The sequence below is a fragment of the Pseudomonas palleroniana genome (genome assembly GCF_003031675.1).
In the GTDB taxonomy this organism is placed as follows: domain Bacteria; phylum Pseudomonadota; class Gammaproteobacteria; order Pseudomonadales; family Pseudomonadaceae; genus Aquipseudomonas; species Aquipseudomonas palleroniana.
The window spans coordinates 97034-117470 of the sequence record NZ_PYWX01000061.1; the positions used below are offsets into that span (position 1 = coordinate 97034).

General features: G+C 61.2%; 22 protein-coding genes. 14 read left to right on the forward strand and 8 right to left on the reverse strand.

Annotated features, from left to right (window positions below):
- The first annotated feature begins 155 nt into the window (after positions 1 to 155).
- Positions 156 to 1610 (forward strand): TrkH family potassium uptake protein, encoded by a 1455-nt coding sequence (locus C9383_RS20400; protein WP_060754142.1) that lies wholly within the window; start codon positions 156 to 158, stop codon positions 1608 to 1610.
- Here the strand turns inward: C9383_RS20400 and C9383_RS20405 are convergent.
- Positions 1567 to 2625 carry an AraC family transcriptional regulator gene (locus C9383_RS20405; protein WP_090368923.1) on the reverse strand — a complete coding sequence of 353 codons (1059 nt, stop codon included), beginning with the start codon at positions 2623 to 2625 and terminating at the stop codon, positions 1567 to 1569. The genes C9383_RS20400 and C9383_RS20405 overlap by 44 nt on opposite strands.
- A 161-nt stretch (positions 2626 to 2786) precedes the next feature.
- On the opposite strand from C9383_RS20405, the gene C9383_RS20410 reads away from it, so the two are divergent.
- The 3 genes from C9383_RS20410 to C9383_RS20420 all read left to right on the forward strand — a co-directional run bounded on the left by C9383_RS20410 (position 2787) and on the right by C9383_RS20420 (position 4931).
- The gene (locus C9383_RS20410) at positions 2787 to 3098 is read left to right on the forward strand and encodes an Mpo1-like protein (protein ID WP_060754144.1); all 312 of its coding nucleotides are present in this window, start codon (positions 2787 to 2789) and stop codon (positions 3096 to 3098) included.
- Between the two features lie 349 nt (positions 3099 to 3447).
- Entirely contained in the window at positions 3448 to 3630 is a 183-nt protein-coding gene (locus tag C9383_RS20415) for a hypothetical protein (protein WP_090368921.1), read from the forward strand.
- A 104-nt stretch (positions 3631 to 3734) separates the two neighbouring features.
- On the forward strand, positions 3735 to 4931 hold the full coding sequence (locus C9383_RS20420; RefSeq protein ID WP_060754146.1) for an MFS transporter: 1197 nt from the start codon (positions 3735 to 3737) through the stop codon (positions 4929 to 4931).
- On the opposite strand, the gene arfB is transcribed toward C9383_RS20420, so the two are convergent.
- Complete coding sequence (gene arfB / locus C9383_RS20425) at positions 4928 to 5341, reverse strand: alternative ribosome rescue aminoacyl-tRNA hydrolase ArfB (protein ID WP_060754147.1); 414 nt, start codon at positions 5339 to 5341, stop codon at positions 4928 to 4930. The two genes, C9383_RS20420 and arfB, sit on opposite strands and share 4 nt — an antisense overlap.
- A 266-nt stretch (positions 5342 to 5607) precedes the next feature.
- Here arfB and C9383_RS20430 point away from each other — a divergent pair, with 266 nt between their 5' ends.
- Positions 5608 to 6147, forward strand: a complete 540-nt coding sequence (locus tag C9383_RS20430) for a GNAT family N-acetyltransferase (protein ID WP_090368918.1) — start codon at positions 5608 to 5610, stop codon at positions 6145 to 6147.
- Between the two features lie 74 nt (positions 6148 to 6221).
- Here the strand turns inward: C9383_RS20430 and C9383_RS20435 are convergent, their stop codons facing one another.
- A complete protein-coding gene (locus tag C9383_RS20435; protein WP_090368916.1) occupies positions 6222 to 7649 on the reverse strand; it encodes an amino acid permease in 1428 nt (475 codons plus the stop codon).
- Positions 7650 to 8296: 647 nt separating this feature from the next.
- Here C9383_RS20435 and C9383_RS28215 point away from each other — a divergent pair.
- Both C9383_RS28215 and C9383_RS20440 read left to right on the forward strand, forming a co-directional pair.
- Positions 8297 to 8434, forward strand: coding sequence for a hypothetical protein (locus tag C9383_RS28215; RefSeq protein ID WP_003175756.1), 138 nt, complete (start codon positions 8297 to 8299; stop codon positions 8432 to 8434).
- A 74-nt stretch (positions 8435 to 8508) separates the two neighbouring features.
- Entirely contained in the window at positions 8509 to 9468 is a 960-nt protein-coding gene (locus C9383_RS20440; protein ID WP_060754150.1) for a CgnE/CgnB domain-containing protein, read from the forward strand.
- 565 nt (positions 9469 to 10033) lie between these two features.
- On the opposite strand, the gene rluB is transcribed toward C9383_RS20440, so the two are convergent.
- The 5 genes from rluB to C9383_RS20465 form a co-directional block, all read right to left on the reverse strand.
- Positions 10034 to 11245, reverse strand: coding sequence for a 23S rRNA pseudouridine(2605) synthase RluB (gene rluB, locus C9383_RS20445; protein ID WP_060754151.1), 1212 nt, complete (start codon positions 11243 to 11245; stop codon positions 10034 to 10036).
- 276 nt (positions 11246 to 11521) lie between these two features.
- Positions 11522 to 12454 carry an SMC-Scp complex subunit ScpB gene (scpB, locus tag C9383_RS20450; RefSeq protein ID WP_090368914.1) on the reverse strand — a complete coding sequence of 311 codons (933 nt, stop codon included), beginning with the start codon at positions 12452 to 12454 and terminating at the stop codon, positions 11522 to 11524.
- Between the two features lie 12 nt (positions 12455 to 12466).
- The gene (locus C9383_RS20455) at positions 12467 to 13285 is read right to left on the reverse strand and encodes a segregation and condensation protein A (protein WP_060754153.1); all 819 of its coding nucleotides are present in this window, start codon (positions 13283 to 13285) and stop codon (positions 12467 to 12469) included.
- Positions 13286 to 13915 (reverse strand): L-threonylcarbamoyladenylate synthase, encoded by a 630-nt coding sequence (locus C9383_RS20460; RefSeq protein WP_060754154.1) that lies wholly within the window; start codon positions 13913 to 13915, stop codon positions 13286 to 13288.
- A 13-nt stretch (positions 13916 to 13928) separates the two neighbouring features.
- Positions 13929 to 14792: a PHP domain-containing protein gene (locus C9383_RS20465; RefSeq protein ID WP_060754155.1), complete on the reverse strand. Its 864-nt coding sequence runs from the start codon at positions 14790 to 14792 to the stop codon at positions 13929 to 13931.
- Positions 14793 to 14879: 87 nt separating this feature from the next.
- Between C9383_RS20465 and C9383_RS20470 the strand changes: the two genes are divergently transcribed.
- The 7 genes from C9383_RS20470 (at position 14880) to C9383_RS20500 (ending at position 20424) form a co-directional block, all read left to right on the forward strand.
- Complete coding sequence (locus C9383_RS20470) at positions 14880 to 15476, forward strand: septation protein A (RefSeq protein WP_060754156.1); 597 nt, start codon at positions 14880 to 14882, stop codon at positions 15474 to 15476.
- Position 15477: 1 nt separating this feature from the next.
- Positions 15478 to 15777 (forward strand): YciI family protein, encoded by a 300-nt coding sequence (locus C9383_RS20475; RefSeq protein WP_090368912.1) that lies wholly within the window; start codon positions 15478 to 15480, stop codon positions 15775 to 15777.
- A gap of 106 nt (positions 15778 to 15883) precedes the next feature.
- Positions 15884 to 16291, forward strand: coding sequence for an SH3 domain-containing protein (locus tag C9383_RS20480; RefSeq protein WP_060754158.1), 408 nt, complete (start codon positions 15884 to 15886; stop codon positions 16289 to 16291).
- A 7-nt stretch (positions 16292 to 16298) separates the two neighbouring features.
- Entirely contained in the window at positions 16299 to 16976 is a 678-nt protein-coding gene (locus tag C9383_RS20485) for a response regulator transcription factor (RefSeq protein WP_090368910.1), read from the forward strand.
- A gap of 182 nt (positions 16977 to 17158) precedes the next feature.
- Positions 17159 to 17623 carry an LTXXQ domain protein gene (locus C9383_RS20490; protein WP_090368908.1) on the forward strand — a complete coding sequence of 155 codons (465 nt, stop codon included), beginning with the start codon at positions 17159 to 17161 and terminating at the stop codon, positions 17621 to 17623.
- A gap of 67 nt (positions 17624 to 17690) precedes the next feature.
- Entirely contained in the window at positions 17691 to 19034 is a 1344-nt protein-coding gene (locus C9383_RS20495; RefSeq protein WP_090368906.1) for a sensor histidine kinase, read from the forward strand.
- A 40-nt stretch (positions 19035 to 19074) separates the two neighbouring features.
- Positions 19075 to 20424, forward strand: a complete 1350-nt coding sequence (locus C9383_RS20500) for a CoA transferase (protein ID WP_090368904.1) — start codon at positions 19075 to 19077, stop codon at positions 20422 to 20424.
- Positions 20425 to 20437 lie beyond the last annotated feature (13 nt).

The window sequence follows — 20437 nt, forward strand, 5'->3', positions numbered from 1 at the left end:
CGGGTCGCCTTTTTCATACGCCCTATCTACCACCACAAATCCCTTGTGGGAGGGGGCTTGCTCCCACATTTTGACCCGGGTCGCCCTGGCCCCCTCGGTTTACAAGACTCGCACCACGGGTAGAATGGCGCCACTCCCACATCCGAGCTTTCTTCATGGCGTTGCCGACCCTACGCATCATCGGTTTCATCATCGGCATCTTCCTGATCACCCTTGCGATCGCCATGGTCGTCCCGATGGCGACCCTGGTGATCTTTGAACGCACCAGCGACCTGCCCTCGTTCCTGTGGGCCAGCCTGATCACATTTCTCGCGGGCCTGGCCCTGGTCATCCCTGGCCGCCCCGAACACGTCCACCTGCGCCCTCGGGACATGTACCTGCTGACGGTCAGCAGCTGGCTGGTGGTGTGCATCTTCGCCGCGTTGCCGTTTCTGCTGACCCAGCACATCAGCTACACCGACTCGTTTTTTGAAAGCATGTCCGGCATCACCGCCACCGGTTCCACCGTGCTGAGCGGCCTGGACAGCATGTCCCCAGGCATATTGATGTGGCGCTCGCTGCTGCACTGGCTGGGCGGCATCGGCTTTATCGGCATGGCGGTGGCGATTCTGCCGCTGCTGCGCATTGGTGGCATGCGCCTGTTCCAGACCGAATCCTCTGACCGCTCGGAGAAGGTCATGCCGCGCTCGCACATGGTGGCGCGGCTCATCGTGGCCACTTACGTCGGGATCACCATCCTCGGCAGCCTGGCGTTCTGGTGGGCGGGAATGGGCTTGTTCGACGCGATCAACCATGCGATGTCGGCGATTTCGACCGGTGGCTTCTCCACCTCCGACGAATCCCTGGCGCACTGGAAACAACCGGCGGTGCACTGGGTTGCCGTGGCGGTAATGATCCTCGGCAGCTTGCCGTTCACCCTGTACGTGGCCACCTTGCGTGGCAACCGGCGAGCGCTGATCAAGGACCAGCAGGTGCAGGGCTTGCTGGCGTTGCTGGTCGTGACATGGCTGGTGCTGGGTACCTGGTATTGGTGGACCACCGATTTGCATTGGCTGGATGCACTGCGCCATGTGGCGGTGAACGTCACCTCGGTGGTCACCACCACCGGCTTTGCGTTGGGGGACTACAGCATCTGGGGCAACTTCTCACTGATGTTGTTCTTCTACCTGGGTTTTATCGGCGGCTGCTCGGGCTCCACGGCCGGCGGGATCAAGATCTTCCGCTTCCAGGTCGCCTACATCCTGCTCAAGGCCAACTTGAACCAACTGATTCACCCGCGAGCGGTGATCAAGCAGAAGTACAACGGCCATCGCCTCGACGAAGAAATCGTGCGTTCGATTCTGACGTTCTCGTTTTTCTTCGCCATCACCATCTGTGCCATCGCCCTGGCCCTGTCGCTGCTGGGCCTGGACTGGATGACCGCATTGACCGGCGCGGCGAGCACGGTATCGGGCGTCGGCCCGGGCCTGGGTGAAACCATCGGCCCGGCCGGCAACTTCGCCAGCCTGCCCGATGCGGCCAAGTGGATCCTGTCGTTCGGCATGCTGCTGGGGCGGCTGGAGATTATTACGGTGTTTGTACTGTGTATCCCGGCGTTCTGGCGTCACTGACCTGCGACCTCTGTAGCAGACGCATACGATATTCGCCGGGCGTGGCGTCAAACCAGCGCCGGAATGCGCGAAAGAAATTGCTCGGGTCGGCAAACCCCAGCAGGTAGGCAATTTCCAACAGGGTCATGCTGGGCTGCGCCAGGTATTGCTCGGCCAGTTCACGACGAGTGTCGTCGAGCAACGTCTGGAAACTGGTGCCCTCCTCCTGCAGGCGGCGCTGCAAGGTGCGTTGCGAGAGGTGCAGGGTCTGGGCCACCGCTTCACGCTTGGGCTCGCCCTGGGGCAACAGCCGGCACAGCACCTGGCGGGCATTATGGGTCACGCGGCTCTCGGAAAAGCGCGCCAGGTACTCACCGGCAAACCGATCGTGCAGCAGCGCCATCGCCTCGTTGGCCGTGGGCAACGGTGCATCCATATCGGCACGCTCGAAAATCAGCGCGTCGTAGGGTGCATTGAACTCCAAGGGCGCATGAAATGCTTGCTTGTAAGGCGCCAGGTCCACTGGCTGGTCGCCTTGCAACATGACTTTGCGCGGTTGCAGGGTGCGGCCGCTCAGCCAGCCGCACAGCGCCAACGCACAGGCCAGCGAAGCTTCGGCGCTCTGCCGGGTGGGCGGCAGATGATCACCGTGCACGGTCAGAATCAGTGCATAACCTTCGGACAACAGCCGAAAGCTCAGGTCGGCGCTTTCGGCGATGATGCGCTGGTAACGCACCAGGCGCATGAAGCCTTCAGCCAGCGTGTTGCTGGACATCAGCGCATAACCGGCCACATGAAACGACGCCGGGCGCACTACCTTGCCCATATTCAGGCCGATGGCCGGGTTGCCCGACAACTCCACGGCCCGCTGCCAGAGGCGGGTCATGGAGTCTTGCGTAAAGCGTGCATCAGGGTCACTGAGAGCGCTGTAATCCAGGCCCAACTGCTTGAATAACGCACGGCAATCCAGGCCGTCCATTTCCAACGCCTTGACTATACCCATCGCCCAGCTTGCAGAAGTGGTTCGTTCACTCATGGCGTCGTCTTCTAGAAAGCAGGCTTATCCGGCAACCAGCAAGCCAAGGATACTAAAGTGGCATCTATTGTCACTGGCTGTTACCACTGATCACTCTAGACTCAAATAAGCTACCCACCGAACATCTGCCGAGCGGCATCACCGTCAAAGGCCCGACCAGCATGGAAAACGTCAAGCAATTCAACAGCTTTGCCGAGTTCTACCCTTACTACCTGCGCGAGCACGGCAACAGCACCTGCCGTCGCCTGCACTTTATCGGCACCACCCTGGTGATCGGTATTCTGGCCTATGCCATCGGCCGCGGTTCGCTGGGCCTGCTGCTGGCCTTGCCCGTCGCCGGCTACAGCTTTGCGTGGATCGGCCACTTCTTCTTCGAAAAGAACCGCCCGGCAACCTTTCAACACCCGTTTTACAGCCTGTTGGGCGACTTCGTCATGTACCGCGACATGATTCTGGGCAAGGTGCCGTTCTGACCACGCGACCGTCTGGACGATGAAAGTTCATGCATCCGACGACATTAAAATCTTTTTGTCATTTTCAGTGCTGTATCCTGCCAAGGCTTTTTGAGAGAGCGCAATTACCTGCGATTGAAAACAGACCTTGCGAGGAGCGACCCACATGCACGAGATCCCTAATCTCCCCTTCCCAAGCCTGCACCCGACTGAGCAGCCAACACCGCAGCAGGCCGGCAACAAACAGCCTGAGACCCAACAAGCAAAACCAGCCGACAGCAAACGCCAAGGCTGAAGCCGTACCAGACCGTATGGAAAGCGCAACGTTGAAGCGCTTTCCACACGGCCTGCATCACCCGAGATACCCGCTATGACCGATACCCTCCCTGCTTCCCCCGACGCCGCCGTACTCGACGCTGCCTTGCAGATGGTCGAAGTCTGGAACCGCCTCAGCCCCGAAAAACAAGCCGTGCTGCTCAAGCGTTTCGGCACCCAGGAAAACGCCTTGGCGGCCCTGGTCACCACGCAGTTACTGGCGCCCGCTAAATCCTGATGGGGGCTTGATCCAGCCTTTTTGAGATTAGCCGCCCTGCCCGCCCCCAGCGACAGGTATCATTAGCAGCCTATCTTTACCTGCTGCGACAGTGGATCCCTCTCATGCCAGATACCCAGCGCCCCATGGCGGTCACGCTGCAAGTCGTTTCCATCGTGCTGTTCACCTTTATCGGTTACCTGAATATCGGCATCCCCCTGGCCGTGTTGCCGGGCTATGTGCATAGTCAGTTGGGCTATGGCGCGGTCATCGCTGGTTTGGTGATCAGCGTGCAATACCTGGCCACCCTGTTGAGCCGCCCGTACGCCGGCAAGATCATCGACAACCTGGGCAGCAAGCGCGCCGTGCTGATCGGCCTGGTCGGCTGCGGGCTGAGCGGCGTGTTCATGTTGCTGGCCGCCTGGTTCTCCAGCCTGCCGGCCGTGAGCCTGGGCAGCCTGCTGATCGGCCGACTGGTGCTGGGCAGCGCGGAAAGCCTGGTCGGGTCGGGTGCGATCGGCTGGGGCATCGGCCGGGTCGGCGCCGCGAATACGGCCAAGGTCATTTCATGGAACGGCATCGCCAGTTACGGCGCGCTGGCCGTCGGCGCGCCGCTGGGGGTGTTGCTGGTCAGCCAGTTCGGGCTGTGGAGCATGGGTGTCAGCATCGTGTTGCTGGCGGTGCTGGGCGTGCTGCTGGCCTGGAACAAGGAAGCCGCACCGATCGTGGCCGGTGTGCGCCTGCCGTTCATGAATGTGCTGGGCCGCGTACTACCTCACGGCTGCGCATTAGCGTTGGGCTCGATCGGCTTTGGCACCATCGCCACCTTCATCACCCTGTATTACACCACGCAGCACTGGGATAACGCGGTGTGGGCCTTGAGCCTGTTCGGCGCCAGCTTTATCGGAGCTCGCCTGCTGTTCGGTAACCTGATCAACCGTATCGGCGGTTTTCGCGTGGCGATTGCCTGCCTGTCGGTGGAAGTCCTCGGCCTGCTGTTACTGTGGCTCGCACCGAATGCCCACCTGGCCCTGGCGGGGGCGGCGTTGAGCGGCTTCGGCTTTTCCCTGGTGTTTCCGGCGTTGGGTGTGGAGGCCGTCAACTTGGTGCCCGCGTCCAGCCGCGGCGCGGCGGTGGGGGCGTATTCGCTGTTTATCGACTTGTCGCTGGGCATCACCGGCCCGCTCGCCGGGGCGGTGGCATCAGGCTTCGGCTTTGCGTCGATCTTCCTGTTCGCCGCCCTCGCAGCCGCAGGTGGCTTGCTGCTGAGTGTGTACCTGTACCGCCAGGCGCCCAAGGCCCGCGAGACACGGGACGCCTAGAAGTCGACCTTGCCGCGCCCGGCCTTGATACTGCCGCGCTTGGTCTTGGATTCCAGCCTGCGCTTCTTGGAGCCCAGCGTAGGCTTGGTCGGACGGCGCTTCTTCTCGACCTTGGTGGCGCTGAGAATCAGCTCCACCAGACGCTCCAGCGCATCCGCGCGGTTCTGTTCCTGAGTCCGGTATTGCTGGGCCTTGAGCACCAGCACACCTTCGCTGGTGATGCGGCTGTCACGCAGCGCCAGCAAGCGCTCCTTGTAAAACTCCGGCAGGGACGAGGCCGGAATATCAAAGCGCAGGTGCACCGCGCTCGACACCTTGTTGACGTTCTGCCCGCCGGCGCCCTGGGCGCGAATGGCGGTCAGCTCGATCTCGGCGTCGGGCAGGTGGACGGTGTTGGAAACCTTCAGCATTGCATTCTCATGATTGCGAAAACTCTCGATCGCCATAAACCCTGTTTGATCATTGGGGTTCAGGCGTTCTTCGATTGTCTCAGTATTTCACTCCACAACGTGGTTTTTCAGGCAAAACCGGAAAGCCGCCCGAAGAATTGGCCTGGCGCTTAAACTCTGTTTTGATGTCGACAGCGCCAAATACAGGCGGGCCGTTGGCATCCAAGGAAAACTGGGACGCAAGGAGCATCAATGTGACGCTCCGTGCGAATCAATCAGGGAGACGTATGATCAACATTCGTGAAGCAACTAAAGCCGACCTCAACGCGCTACGGGAAGTCGGCTGTGCGACCTACCGAGAGCATTTTTCAAGCATCTGGTCGCCTGCCGGCATGCAGGATTTTCTCAATCAAGACTTCTCACCGAGCGCACTCGGCCAATCACTCGAATCCGGCGCGAGTCATTTGTGGCTTATTGCTTCAGACGACAGCGGTAAGGTCGTAGGCTTTTCCAAAGTCAACTGGTCAACACCTGCGCCGTTGACTGGCGAGGTGGGCGCAGAACTGCAAAAAATCTACTTCCTCCAATCCGAAGCAGGACGAGGGTACGGGAAACAGCTGCTGAGCTTCATTTGCAACCGGGCGATAGAGCGCGGCGCACGCTTGCTCTGGCTCGACGTACTCAAGAGCAACTCGAATGCGCGCCGCTTCTATGAAGGTTTCGGTTTCCAGGAAATCGGTGAAATCCCTTTCAAAACCGATCTGGCTGAAATCGGCATGGTTGTCATGGGCCGTCGCCTGACAAGCCCCACGGTCAGCCTGGGCTAACGCGCTGATTGTCAGTCACCCCCTTAAACAACAAACCCGGCACATGGCCGGGTTTGCTTGATCACACCTTGCGCTTACTTCGCCACGGACACCGATACTGTCGCGTCCAGCGCCTGCTGCGCACTGCGTTTGTGCTTGATGGCGTAGCACGCCGCCATGAACGCCACCCATACCGGGATCGCATACACCGACACCTGGATGCCGGGAGTCATCAACATGATCACCAGGATAAACGCCACGAACGCCAGGCAGAGGTAGTTGCCGTACGGGTACCACAGCGCCTTGAACAATGGCACCTGGCCGCTGCGGTTCATGTGCTGGCGGAACTTGAAGTGGGAGTAGCTGATCATCGCCCAGTTGATCACCAAGGTGGCCACTACCAGGGACATCAGCAGTTCCAGCGCATGTTGCGGGATCAGGTAGTTCATCAGTACCGCCACCAGGGTGATCGCCGCTGAAGCGAGGATCGAACGTACCGGCACGCCGCGCTTGTCGATCTTCGCCAAAGCCCGTGGCGCATCGCCCTGCTCGGCCATGCCCAGCAGCATGCGGCTGTTGCAGTAGGTGCCGCTGTTGTACACCGACAGCGCTGCGGTCAACACCACGAAGTTGAGGATGTGCGCGGCGGTATTGCTGCCCAGCATCGAGAAGACTTGCACGAATGGGCTGCCGCTGTAGGCATCGCCGGAGGCATTGAGGGTTGCCAGCAGGCTGTCCCAGGGCGTCAGCGACAACAGCACCACCAAGGCACCGATGTAGAAAATCAGGATGCGATAGATCACCTGGTTGATCGCCTTGGGGATCACCGTGCGTGGTTTGTCGGCTTCGGCGGCGGTAAAGCCGAGCATTTCCAGGCCGCCGAACGAGAACATGATGATCGCCATAGCCATCACCAGGCCGCTCACGCCGCTGGGGAAAAAGCCACCGTGATCCCACAGGTTGCTGACCGATGCTTGCGGGCCGCCGTTGCCGCTGACCAGCAGGTAGCTGCCCAGGGCGATCATGCCGACAATGGCCACGACCTTGATGATGGCGAACCAGAACTCCGCTTCACCAAAGACTTTGACGTTCGCTAGGTTGATCAGGTTGATCAGCACGAAAAACACCGCCGCCGAGACCCAGGTCGGGATCTCCGGCCACCAGTAGTGCACGTACTTGCCGACAGCGGTCAGCTCCGACATGCCCACCAGAATGTACAGAATCCAGCAGTTCCAGCCCGACAGGAAGCCGGCGAAACCGCCCCAGTACTTGTGGGCGAAGTGGCTGAAGGAGCCGGCAACCGGCTCTTCGACGATCATTTCGCCGAGCTGGCGCATGATCATGAAGGCAATGAAGCCACAGATGGCATAACCCAGGATCATCGACGGGCCGGCGGACTTGAGCACCCCGGCCGAGCCCAGGAACAGGCCGGTGCCGATGGCGCCCCCGAGGGCGATCAACTGGATATGTCGATTTTTCAGGCCGCGTTTCAGCTCGCCTGAAGAGGAATGGGGTCCACTCATGAAAAGGGTCTCACGCAAGGTTTGATGATGTTGAATGCACGTTGCTGTCTTGAATCTCGACTCAAGCAGCGCCGCTCAAACCCCAGCGCAGGCACCAGGAGTACAGCGTCTTTCTAACGGTCATGCGTCACCTGTTTGTTTTTATCTGTGACGAAATCGAACCCGTCCGGCTCGTGGCCGGGCGGAGTGATCAGGGGTGATAACCCTGAGGTCTTGGCCTTTGGCGTGGGTACGCAAGGGAGTCACAGTAAAACGCGGCGCATTGTACACCGCTCGACAGCTTGAGGCCGACCTCTGCAAGCGACCGCGACAATCTGTCAGAGATTCCTTACGGCCAGCCCATGCCCCCCAATACCCGGCATAACCTGTAAATATGTCGTTACAACCCGTAAAACCAGCGTTACAGGCAGCTCAATCTGTCATCTAACGGAAAATTGTCGGTAGGAAAAACCTGATCAATCGGTTCAGCCAGCCTGCTGTTTTTTCAGAAAAAAAATCAACGCCGAAAAAACAGAACAAAAAATTCAAATGAGACCGTGTCAATAAATTTTTTGCATTCTGAAACGCTCTCGCCTAGGTTCTTGAACTTGCCCAGCGAAGCCCGCTGGCATGCCCGTTCTCAAACAACGTCCTCTAGGAGATACACCATGCAAGCACTGGAAAACGACCTGGAAACCGAACTGCAACTCGACGATTGGTTTGAAGCGCCGACCCATGAGGCCGCCGTTGAAATGATGCAAGCCGATGCCGTGGTGCCGTTCGGCACCGCGATGTGGCCTTTCTAAGAAACGGCAGGCATCCGGCAGGTGCTGTGCACGGCACCTGCCCCCCTTACCCAAGGCATCAAAGGACGTACGTCATGGACAAGGCCCGCGCCGTCGAACACTTTCTCTACTACCTCGCTCATCATCCGGCCCTGAACGGCCTGAACCGCCCGACCGTGCTGCTCGGCCATACCGACCGCTACGACGCCATCGCCCAGGCAATCATCCAAGGCAGCGCCGCGCGCTTCAACTTCCAGGTACAGCGCCTGGACCTGGCGCCCAGCGAAGCCCTGGCCCAAGCCATCGAGGCCTGTGACCTCTACCTGTTTCTCTACGACTCTTCGACTCTGCCTAACCCACGCGCCGAAGGCCCGGACTTTATCCGCGCCCTGCAAGGCGTGATGGCCGAGCACTGGAAGAAATCCCTGTTGTTCAAGGATTATGGCGACTACTTCTACGACACTTTCAGCGTCGAGCCCCAGCGCATCGCCGACCTCAACGCCACGCTGATCCGGCGCATGTCCGATGCCCGCGTGTTGAGCTTTACCGACAAACACGGCTCACGCCTGGAGGCGCCGCTGAGCAGCATCAAGAAGTGGACCAATATCAACGGCGTGGGCAACCACGACCTGGCCCCCGGCGAAATCGCCACCCACAGCGAGGCCATCAATGGCCAGGTGCGCTTTGTCGGCACCTTCCTCAGCACCATCCCCTTTGCGCGCAAATATGGCGTTCTGCAATCGCCGTTGGAGCTGTGGATCGAAAACTCGACCGTTTGCAGCGTGGCCAGTGACGTGCCCGGGCTGGCGGATGACTTCAACAAATACCTGAACGCCAACCCGTCCAACCGCCGTGTGGAGGAGCTGGGAATTGGCACCAATGAAGGGGTCAAGGATCTGTATGCGCGCAACGCCGGCTTCGAAGAGCGCCATTGCGGCTTGCACCTGGGCTTGGGCGGCGGGCAGAAAGGCAGCCATCACCTGGATCTGATCTTCGCCAGCGGGGTGCTGGCGCTGGATGACAAGCCGGTGTTTGACGGCGCCTTTGCCTTCTGAAACCGACTTCAACCTCCACAGAGATCAATTGTGGGAGGGGGCTTGCTCCCGATGGCAGTGGGTCAGTTTATGGAGGTGGTGGCTGGCACACCGCTATCGGGAGCAAGCCCCCTCCCACACTTTTTGACCTGATTCCAAGGCAAAAAAACAGCCATCACTTGGATTGGACGGCGCCTTTGCCTTCTGAACACTGACTTCAACCTCCACAGAGATCAACTGTGGAAGGGGGCTTGCTCCCGATGGCAGTGGGTCAGTTTATGGGGGTGGTGCCTGGCACACCGCTATCGGGAGCAAGCCCCCTCCCACACTTTTTGACCTGATTCCAAGGCAAAAAGGTAGCCATCACTTGGAGTTGACGGCGCCTTTGCCTTCTGAACACCGACTTCAACCTCCATGGGGATCAACTGTGGGAGGGGGCTTGCTCCCGATGGCAGTGGGTCTGCTTATGAAGATGGTGCCTGGCGCACCGCTATCGGGAGCAAGCCCCCTCCCACACTTTTTGACCTGATTCCAAGGCAAAAAAAACGCCAACCCCTAGGGTTGGCGTTTTTGTGCAGCACTTACCTTACTGCGGCTTCTTGCGACCAAAACCCGGGCGCTGACCCGAACCGGCCGGTGCGCCACGGCGCTTGCCCGACGGCTCGTCAGCAACCAGTTTAGGGCCGGGGCGCTTGTTTGCCGCCGGCTTGGACGGACGCTTGGTGTTGGCGCTGTCAGCGGGGCGATCCGCTTCACCACGGTTGCTGCGACCACCGGCCGGAGCCGGACGCGGCGCGCGTGGTGCACGTTCACCTTCCTGACGCGATGGCGCGGTTGGGCGACGCTCGCCTTCGATGTGCGGCTCACGGGAAATACGACCACCGGTTGCCGGCGCATTGAGTGCCGGGCGCAGGGTCCGGGCCACGCGTTCGGTACGGGCCACAGGGCGCGACGATTTACGCTGCATGCGCTCGAGCTTGTCTTTGCTCTTGGCGTTCATCTGTGGCATCGCCACTGGCGTCAGGCCGACTTCGGCACTGAGGATGTCGACTTCGTACTGGCTCATTTCACGCCAGCGCCCCATCGGCAGGTCGGAGTTCAAGAACACCGGGCCGAAGCGCACGCGCTTCAGGCGACTGACCACCAGGCCCTGGGATTCCCACAGGCGACGCACTTCACGGTTACGACCCTCCATCACCACGCAGTGGTACCAGTGGTTGAAACCTTCGCCACCTGGCGCCTGCTTGATGTCGGTGAACTTGGCCGGACCGTCTTCCAGCACCACGCCCGCCTTGAGACGTTCAATCATCTCGTCATCGACTTCACCGCGTACACGCACCGCGTATTCACGATCCATCTCGTAGGACGGGTGCATCAGGCGGTTGGCCAGCTCACCGTCGGTGGTGAACATCAGCAAACCGGTGGTGTTGATGTCCAGGCGACCGATGTTGATCCAACGGCCTTCCTTCGGCTTGGGCATCTTGTCGAACACGGTCGGACGGCCTTCCGGGTCGTCACGGGTGCAGATCTCGCCATCGGGCTTGTTGTACATGATCACGCGGCGCACCGACTCGGCGGCCTCTTCACGCTTGATGACCTTGCCATCAATGGTGATTGCATCGTGCAGGTCCACGCGCTGGCCGAGAGTGGCCTCGACGCCGTTGACCTTGATGCGCTTCTGGGTGATCCAGGCTTCGACGTCGCGGCGCGAGCCCACGCCGATACGCGCCAGCACCTTTTGCAGTTTTTCGCCTGCTGGGCCGATTTCCTGGCTGTCGTTCTGGTCTTTGTCGTTCATCTTAAGCACCTCCCGGTGGGTCGATTCAGGCGTGGCCTGAAGAGTGTTGAAAGCGGGGCTTTGGCCGAATAGGTCGGCAAAGGGTCGCGAATCATACGCGCATGGCGCGTGTTGCGCACCACAGAGTAGTCGATTAGCGCCAAGTCATTCACTTTTCCGCCGACCGGTGAGGATTGTGGGAGGGGGCTTGCTCCCGATTGCGATGTGTCAGTCTCAATCTCCTTGACTGAGCCACCGCTATCGGGAGCAAGCCCCCTCCCACATAAGGTTTTTGAGTCAGTCTTCGAACTGGCGTCGCTCGGCCTCGATGGCTTCGGCCAGGGCTCGGGCTTCGTCCTCTTCGTCGCTCAGCGGCGGTTGTTCGAGGGCAGCGACGGCGGCCAGGAGTTTTTCCCGGGCCTGGGCAACGCCGAGGATGTCTTCCTCTGACTCTGACTCTGGCTCTGGTTCTAGCTCTGGCTCAACCTGTTCCTGGGGTTGCGCCTGCACAGCATCCTCGCGCAGCAAATCGTCGAAGTCCGTCTTGATGCCCTGTTCCATGTCGTCCAGTTCCAGCAACAACGTATGGAAACTGGTTTCGTCCTTCGGCTCTTCCGGCTCGGCCGTGGCGTCCGCCAACTCCTGCAGGCCGGCGGGAACCGGGGCGTCGTCGAAGTCGAGCACCGGCTCGGCCTCCATCTCGCGCAGTTCGGCCAAGGGCGGCAAGTCGTCGAGATTTTTCAGGTTGAAGTGGTCGAGAAACATCTTGGTGGTCGCGAACATCGCCGGCTTACCGGGTACGTCCCGGTAACCGACGATGCGAATCCACTCGCGCTCAAGCAACGTCTTGACGATATGGCTGTTGACCGCCACGCCCCGCACATCCTCGATCTCGCCCCGCGTGATCGGCTGGCGATAGGCGATCAGCGCCATGGTCTCCAACATGGCCCGCGAATACCGCTGCGGGCGTTCCTCCCACAAGCGGCCGACCCATGGGGAAAATTTCTCACGGATCTGCAGGCGATAACCCGACGCCACTTCCAGCAGCTCAAAGGCACGGCCCTCGCAGGACTTGCGCAGAATCTCCAGCGCCTTCTTGAACACCGGCGGCTCGGGGCGCTCGGCTTCTTCAAACAGTTCGAACAGGCGCTCCAGGGATTGCGGCTTGCCCGAGGCCAGGAGAAAGGCTTCCAGCAGCGGCGCCAGTTCGCGGGGTTCAGTCAGATTCATCGATTCAGCTCTTTATTCGGCTCGCGCCCGCACGTGGATAGCCGCAAAAGGCTCATTCTGGACCAGCTCGACCAACGATTCCTTGACCAGTTCGAGGATCGCCATAAAGGTCACCACGACGCCCAGGCGCCCTTCTTCAGCGGTGAACAGTTCGACAAAGGGCACAAAACCACCGCCTTTCAGACGTTCAAGCACATCGCTCATGCGTTCGCGCGTCGACAGCGCCTCGCGACTGACCTGATGGCTTTCAAACATGTCGCCACGGCGCAGGACCTCGGCCATGGACATCAATAGCTCTTCCAGACTCACGTCCGGCAACAGCTTGCGCGCCCGGGCCTGCGGGGCATCCAGCTTGGGGACCACCACATCACGACCGACCCGGCTCAAGCCATCAATGCCTTCGGCGGCGGCCTTGAAGCGTTCGTACTCTTGCAGACGGCGGATCAGCTCGGCACGCGGGTCGTCCTCTTCGGCCTCCACCGTCTCCGAGCGCGGCAACAGCATGCGCGACTTGATCTCGGCGAGCATGGCCGCCATCACCAGGTATTCGGCGGCCAGTTCCAGGCGCACCGACTGCATCAGCTCGACATAGCCCATGTATTGGCGGGTGATTTCCGCCACCGGAATATCGAGGATGTTGATGTTCTGCTTGCGGATCAGGTACAGCAGCAAGTCGAGCGGGCCTTCGAAGGCTTCAAGAAAGACTTCCAGGGCGTCCGGCGGGATGTACAGGTCCAGCGGCATTTCCATGACCGCCTGGCCATACACCATGGCGAACGGCAGTTCCTGCTGGGCGCCCGCCTGGGGGTCAACGGTTTCCACGACCGACATTCAGGCCTCGACCATGAACGGCGCCGGGTCGCCACAGCCCACGCGGACCACTTCGGGCTCGCCGTCGGCCAGGTTGATCACGGTGGAGGCCTTGTTGCCGCCGTAGCCGCCGTCGATGATCAGGTCGACATGTTTTTCCAGCAAACGGCGCATCTCGTAGGGGTCATACAAGGGCTCTTCTTCACCCGGCAGGATCAGCGACACACTCATCAATGGCTCGCCCAGCTCAGCCAACAGCGCCAGGGCAATCGGATGCTCCGGCACCCGCAGGCCGATGGTGCGTTTTTTCGGGTGCAGCAACAGGCGCGGCACTTCGCGGGTGGCGTTGAGGATAAAGGTGTAGGGCCCCGGCGTGTGTGCCTTGAGCAGGCGGAAAGTGCCGGTGTCGACCTTGGCGAATAGCCCCAGTTGGGACAGGTCGCTGCAGATCAGTGCAAAGTTGTGGTTCTTGTCCAGATCCCGCAGGCGTCTGACCCGCTCGACCGCACTTTTATCACCGATCTGGCAACCGATGGCGTAGGACGAGTCCGTGGGGTAGATCACCACACCGCCGGCGCGAATGATCTCCACGGCCTGTTTTATCAGGCGCGCTTGCGGGTTTTCCGGATGAATCTGGAAGAATTGGCTCACGTGTTCTACCTGTTCAGACGGTGGCAGTAATGGGGTCATGCTTGAATCGCCCCCACAGGAGCGGCAGGTCTTCCGGGACTTGGCGATACTCGCCGATCTCGGACCAGCCGCCTGGGCCATGAAAATCACTGCCGGCGCTGACCAGCAGACCAAATTCGCGGGCAAGGATCGCCAGGCTGCCGACTTGTTCGGCGGGCTGATGCCCATTGACCACTTCGATTGCGTGGCCACCCGCTCCAATATAGTCGCCAATCAGCTTGCGGCGCTTGCTGCGGGTGAAATCGTAATGCCAGGGGTGCGCCAGGCTGACCCAGGCACCGGAGGCGCGCAATGTCTCGACGGTGTCTTCCAGGGTCGGCCAATGCAGCTTCACATCGCCCAGCTTGCCGGCGCCCAGCCATTTGCGGAAGGCCTCGGCACGGTCTTTGACAAACCCTTCACGCACCATCCAGTCGGCAAAATGCGGCCGGGCCGGCGCGTTGCCGCTGTCACCCAGCTCCTGCTGGATGGCGCGGGCACCGTCGAGGGCATTGGGCATGCCTTTGAGGCTGAGTTTGCGGCTTATTTCTTCGGACCGCAGCCAGCGGCCGTCGTGCAATTGGGCGATGGCTTTCACCAATGGCGGGGCTGCCTGGTCGAAACCGTAGCCCAGCACATGAATAGTGGCGCCGCCCCAGGTGCAGGACAATTCCACGCCGTTGACCAGTTGCATGCCCAGGGCATGGGCGGCTGCGCGGGCTTCATCCAGACCCTCGAGGGTGTCATGGTCGGTCAATGACAAGACTCGCACGCCTTTTTCAAACGCTCGCGCAACCAGTGCCGCGGGCGCCAGGGCGCCGTCGGAGGCTGTGCTGTGGCAGTGCAAATCAACATTCACGGGACTGTGTAACCTCAAGTCAGCTGGCGCTTTCGCTACCAAGGATGTTTGTTATTATGCCGCCACATCCAGCTTCTGGCTCTTACTGTGAAACAATTCATCGACTTCATCCCGCTGTTGCTGTTTTTCATCGTTTACAAACTCGACCCCAGGGTCATCGATCTAGCGGGCCACGAGCTGACCGTCGGAGGCATCTACAGCGCCACTGCCGTGCTGATCATCAGCTCCGTCGTGGTCTACGGCGCGATCTTCATTTCCCAGCGCAAACTGGAAAAAAGCCAATGGCTGACCCTGGTCGCCTGCCTGGTCTTCGGCAGCCTGACCCTGGCCTTCCACAGCGAAACCTTCCTCAAGTGGAAAGCCCCGGCGGTGAACTGGCTGTTCGCCCTGGCGTTCATCGGCAGCCACTTCGTCGGCGACCGCCTGTTGATCAAGCGGATCATGGGCCATGCACTGACCCTGCCGGAGCCGGTCTGGACACGCCTGAACGTGGCCTGGATCGTGTTTTTCCTGTTCTGCGGCGCCGCCAACCTGTTCGTAGCCTTTACCTTCCAGGACTATTGGGTGGACTTCAAGGTGTTCGGCAGCCTGGCCATGACCGTGCTGTTCCTGGTCGGCCAGGGTATCTACCTGTCCCGTCACCTGCATGACACCGACCCTACCACGCCGAAAACCGAGGACTGACATGCTCTACGCAATCATTGCCACCGACGTCGCCAACTCCCTGGAAAAACGCCTGAGTGTGCGCCCAGCCCACCTGGAGCGCCTGCATGTGCTGCAAGCCGAAGGCCGCCTGGTGCTGGCAGGCCCGCACCCTGCGGTCGACAGCAACGACCCGGGCGCGGCCGGCTTCATTGGCAGCCTGATCGTCGCCGAGTTTGCGTCCCTGGCCGATGCCCAGGCGTGGGCGAAGGCCGATCCGTATGTCGCGGCCGGCGTCTACGCCGATGTGCTGATCAAGCCGTTCAAGCAAGTCCTGCCGTAATGCAAGGAGCGTCGAACCTAATCGGTTCGGCGTACTCCTAATGGCTCATTATTCCCGGTAACCTGCCGACAACGTTCTGAATATTCGTGTGGAATCAGGAGTTCCGATGCGCTTACGTCAGTTGTGTCTGTTGGCAGTGTTAACGATCGGGGCTACGGCCCACGCTGAAGAAACCTCGAGCACCGGCAGTTCCACGCCCCTGTCCTTGAGTGCCGGCAGCCAGATCACCGAGTTGCAGCAACGTTTGCAAGAAAGCGAACGACAACGGGAAGAACTGAGCAAACAACTGCAAAGCGCGGATGCCGCCCGCGAAAGCGCCCAACTGAATCGCTTGCGCCAGGAGAACCAACGCCTGGCCCAGCAACTCAAAGAAACACAGGGTGGCGCCTTGACGCGCTGGCTGACCGAACAACAACAGTGGTTCGTCACGGGTGCGGCCGTCGCGCTGATCGCCTTGCTGTGCGGGATCTTCGCCAGCGGTGGGCACCGTCGCCGTCGACAATGGCTAAATTGAGTAAGTCATGAGCGAGCTGTTACTGATAGATGATGACCAGGAGCTCTGTGAGCTGTTGAGCAGTTGGCTGAGCCAGGAAGGCTTTCACGTACGCGCCTGCCACGATGGCTTGAGCGCCCGCAAAGCCTTGGCCGACGCCGCCCCGGCGGCTGTGGTGCTTGACGTGATGCTGCCCGACGGCAGCGGCCTGGAATTGCTCAAGCAATTGCGCACCGACCATCCGGAGCTACCGGTACTGATGCTTTCGGCCCGTGGCGAACCGCTGGACCGTATCCTCGGCCTGGAACTGGGCGCCGACGATTACCTGGCCAAACCCTGCGACCCTCGGGAACTCACCGCCCGCTTGCGCGCCGTACTGCGCCGCAGCCACCCTGCGGCCGTATCCACGCAGATGGAACTGGGTGACCTTTGCTTCAGCCCGGTGCGCGGCGTGGTCAGCATCGATGAACAGGAATTCTCTCTCACCGTCTCCGAAAGCCGTCTGCTGGAAGCCTTGCTGCGCCAGCCCGGCGAACCGCTGGACAAGCAGGAACTGGCGCAGATCGCACTGGGGCGCAAGCTGACGCTCTACGACCGCAGCCTGGACATGCACGTCAGCAACCTGCGCAAGAAGATCGGCCCGCACCCGGACGGTCGGCCACGGATCGTGGCATTGCGTAGCCGCGGTTATTACTACAGCCTTTAAGGCAGTTCTAAGTGGCAAGCTGCAAGCGGCAAGTGAAAAGCGCTGACTTGCCGCTTGCAGCTGACAACTTGCAGCTGCGCCTCTCCCTTACCAAACCTTTACCCTCTCCTGACGGCGCCTGACCTTGATCTCCTTAATCTACCCACATCCGGACTCACCGGAATAGAGACAGGAGAATCACCATGCGCAAGACCCTTATCGCTCTGATGTTCGCCGCTGCCCTGCCGACCGTTGCCATGGCCGCCATGCCGGAAGGCCCAGGCCCGATGGGCGGCCCTGAAGGTCACATGATGGGTGGCCCGGGCCACGGCGGTGAACACGGTCCACGCGGCAGAGGCGGCCCATTCCGCGAGCTGGACCTGAGCAAGGAACAACGCCAGCAAATCGGCAAGTTGATGGGTGAGCAATGGCACGCTCGCAAAGACCTGGTCAAAAAGTACCTGGACAAACTCCCGGCCGCCGACCAGAAAGCCATGCAGGATGAAATCGAGGCGGGCAAGCTGAAAACCCAGGCCGACATCCGCGCCGTGCTGAAACCCGATCAGCAGAAGAAATTCGACGAGATCGTCAAGAAACAAGCCGAGCGCCGTGCCGAATGGAAGGAATTCCAAGCCTGGAAAGCCCAACAGCCGCAAAAAGCGCAATAATGCTCTAGCTTTACTTCCCCCAGCCCAGCGGCGCACCCGCTGGGCTTTTCCTGTTTGAGGGTTTCCTGTGCGCTCATTGTTCTGGCGGATCCTGGCAAGTTTCTGGCTGGCCATCGCCTTGGTTGCCGGGTTATCGATCCTGCTTGGGCACATGCTTAATCAAGATGCCTGGATTCTCAGCCGCCACCCCGGCCTGCGCAATCTGGCGCAGGAATGGACCCAGCTCTATGAAGCCCAAGGCGAGGACGCCGCGCAGGACTTGCTGCAGCAGCGCAAACGCCAGTACCACATCGACGTGCAGGTGCTGAACGAAAGCGGCGATCCAGTGGTGCGCGGCACCTTCCCGCGCCGCGCCGCCGCTTTCGAAGCCAAACAGAACGACAGCAAGGACGGCCACCTGCCGTGGCGGCGCCTGACCGCCGAGTACACCAGCGAAAAAACCGGTGACACTTACCTGCTGATCTACCGCATCCCCCACCCGGAACTGGACGCCTGGCATCGGGGCAGCCTGATGTGGCCGCTGAGCGCCTTGGCGATTGCCCTGGTGGTGCTGACCCTGTTCAGCCTGCTGGTGACGTTGTCCATCACCCGCCCGCTCAGCCGTCTGCGCGGGGCTGTGCACGATCTTGGCCAGACCACCTACCAGCAGAACAGCCTGGCGAAACTGGCCAACCGCCGCGATGAGTTCGGCGTACTGGCCAACGACTTCAACCGCATGGGAGCACGCCTGCAAAGCCTGATCGGCAGCCAACGCCAGTTGCTGCGCGATGTGTCCCACGAACTGCGTTCACCGTTGGCCCGCCTGCGCATCGCCCTGGCCCTGGCCGAACGCGCCAGCCCCGAAGAGCGCGAGCGCCTGTGGCCGCGCCTGACCCGCGAATGCGATCGCCTGGAAGCACTGATCAGCGAAATCCTGGTGCTTGCCCGCGTCGATGCCGACAACGCCAGTGCCGAAGAAATGGACCTGGTCCCGCTGCTCAAAACCCTGCAAAAGGACGCCCAGCTCGGTGCACCGGAGCAGGTAGTCGCGCTGAACGCCGACGCCGACCTGCACCTCAAAGGCTGGCCGACCATGATCGAACGGGCGGTGGATAACCTGTTGCGCAATGCCCAACGCTTCAACCCACCGGGGCAGCCTATCGAGTTGCAAGCCCAACGCCAGGGTGAGCGCATTCTGATCAGCGTGCGTGACCATGGCCCCGGCGTCGAAGCCGAGCACCTGAGCCAGCTGGGCGAACCGTTTTACCGCGCCCCCGGCCAGACCGCCCAGGGCCACGGTCTTGGCCTGGCCATTGCGCGCCGCGCCGCCGAACGCCATGGCGGCAGCCTGCTCCTGAGCAACCATCCCGACGGCGGTTTTATCGCCAGTATCGACCTGCCGTTGAAACCTGGGGTTGTCACGCCGGTGTGATGATCTTCTATAGTGGCCCTTCTCTTACGGAGGGCCTTTGATGATTGACTTGCTGACACCCATCCAAGCCGCACTCGATTTACCGCCGACCCCACTGGCCAGAACCTCGGCCGGTGCCCTGCCCTCGACCTTCGCCGTCACCGAACTGGCCGTTGCCAGCATCGGCGCCGCCGGCCAGGCCGTCGCGCAACTGGTCCAGCAACAGACCGGACGCTTGCCTGCGGTCACGGTGGACCAGCGCCTGGCATCCTTCTGGTTCTCGTCGTCGATTCGCCCGGTTGGCTGGCAGGTACCGCCGCTGTGGGACCCGGTAGCCGGTGACTATGCCAGTGCCGACGGCTGGATTCGTTTACACACCAACGCGCCCCATCACCGCGCGGCCGCCGAGAGCATACTGGGCAAAGTCACCGACCGAACCGACATGGCCGGCAAAGTGGCAACCTGGAACGCTGCAAACCTGGAGCAGGCGATCGTCGATGCGGGCGGTTGCGCCGCGCAGATGCGTAGCTGGCAGGCCTGGCAAACCCACCCCCAAGGGTTGGCGGTGAATGCCGAGGCGTTGGTACAGCGACGTACCTTCGACACGGTGACTGAACAACCCTGGCTCGGCTCCGTCGCGCGCCCACTGGCGGGGATCAAGGTGCTGGACCTCACCCGGGTTTTGGCCGGCCCCGTGGCCAGCCGCTTCCTGGCTGGCCTCGGCGCCGATGTGCTGCGTATCGATTCACCCAGCTGGAACGAACCCGGCGTGGTGCCGGAGATGACCCTGGGTAAACGCTGCGCCCGTCTGGACCTGAAAAGCGCCGAAGGCCGGCAGATCTTCGAGACGCTGCTCAAAGACGCGGACATCCTGTTCCACGGCTATCGCGCCGACGCCCTGGAGCACCTGGGCTACAACGCCGAGGAACTGCAACGACTCGCCCCCGGCCTGATCGACGCGAGTCTCAACGCTTACGGCTGGAGCGGGCCGTGGCGCAATCGGCGGGGTTTCGACAGCCTGGTGCAGATGAGCAGCGGGATTGCCGAAGCCGGCATGGCCTGGCAACAGGCGGACAGACCGGTGCCGCTACCGGTACAGGCGCTGGATCACGCTACCGGGTATCTGCTGGCGGCCGGTGCGATTCAAGCCTTGAGTGAGCGCTTGAAAACCGGGCGTGGCGGTTCGGCGCGGTTGTCATTGGCACGCACGGCGAAGTTGCTGGTGGACGCCGGGCCAGTGCCCGCGCAACCGGCGCTACGCGCTGAAGGGCCGGATGATCAAGGCTTGGTGGTGGAACCGACGGCCTGGGGCCCGGCGCACCGGTTGCTGGCGCCGTTGAGCATCAGCGGGACGCCATTGCAGTGGGAGTTGCCGGCTGGGAAACTGGGTTCGCATCGACCGCAGTGGTGACCTTAAGACTGCT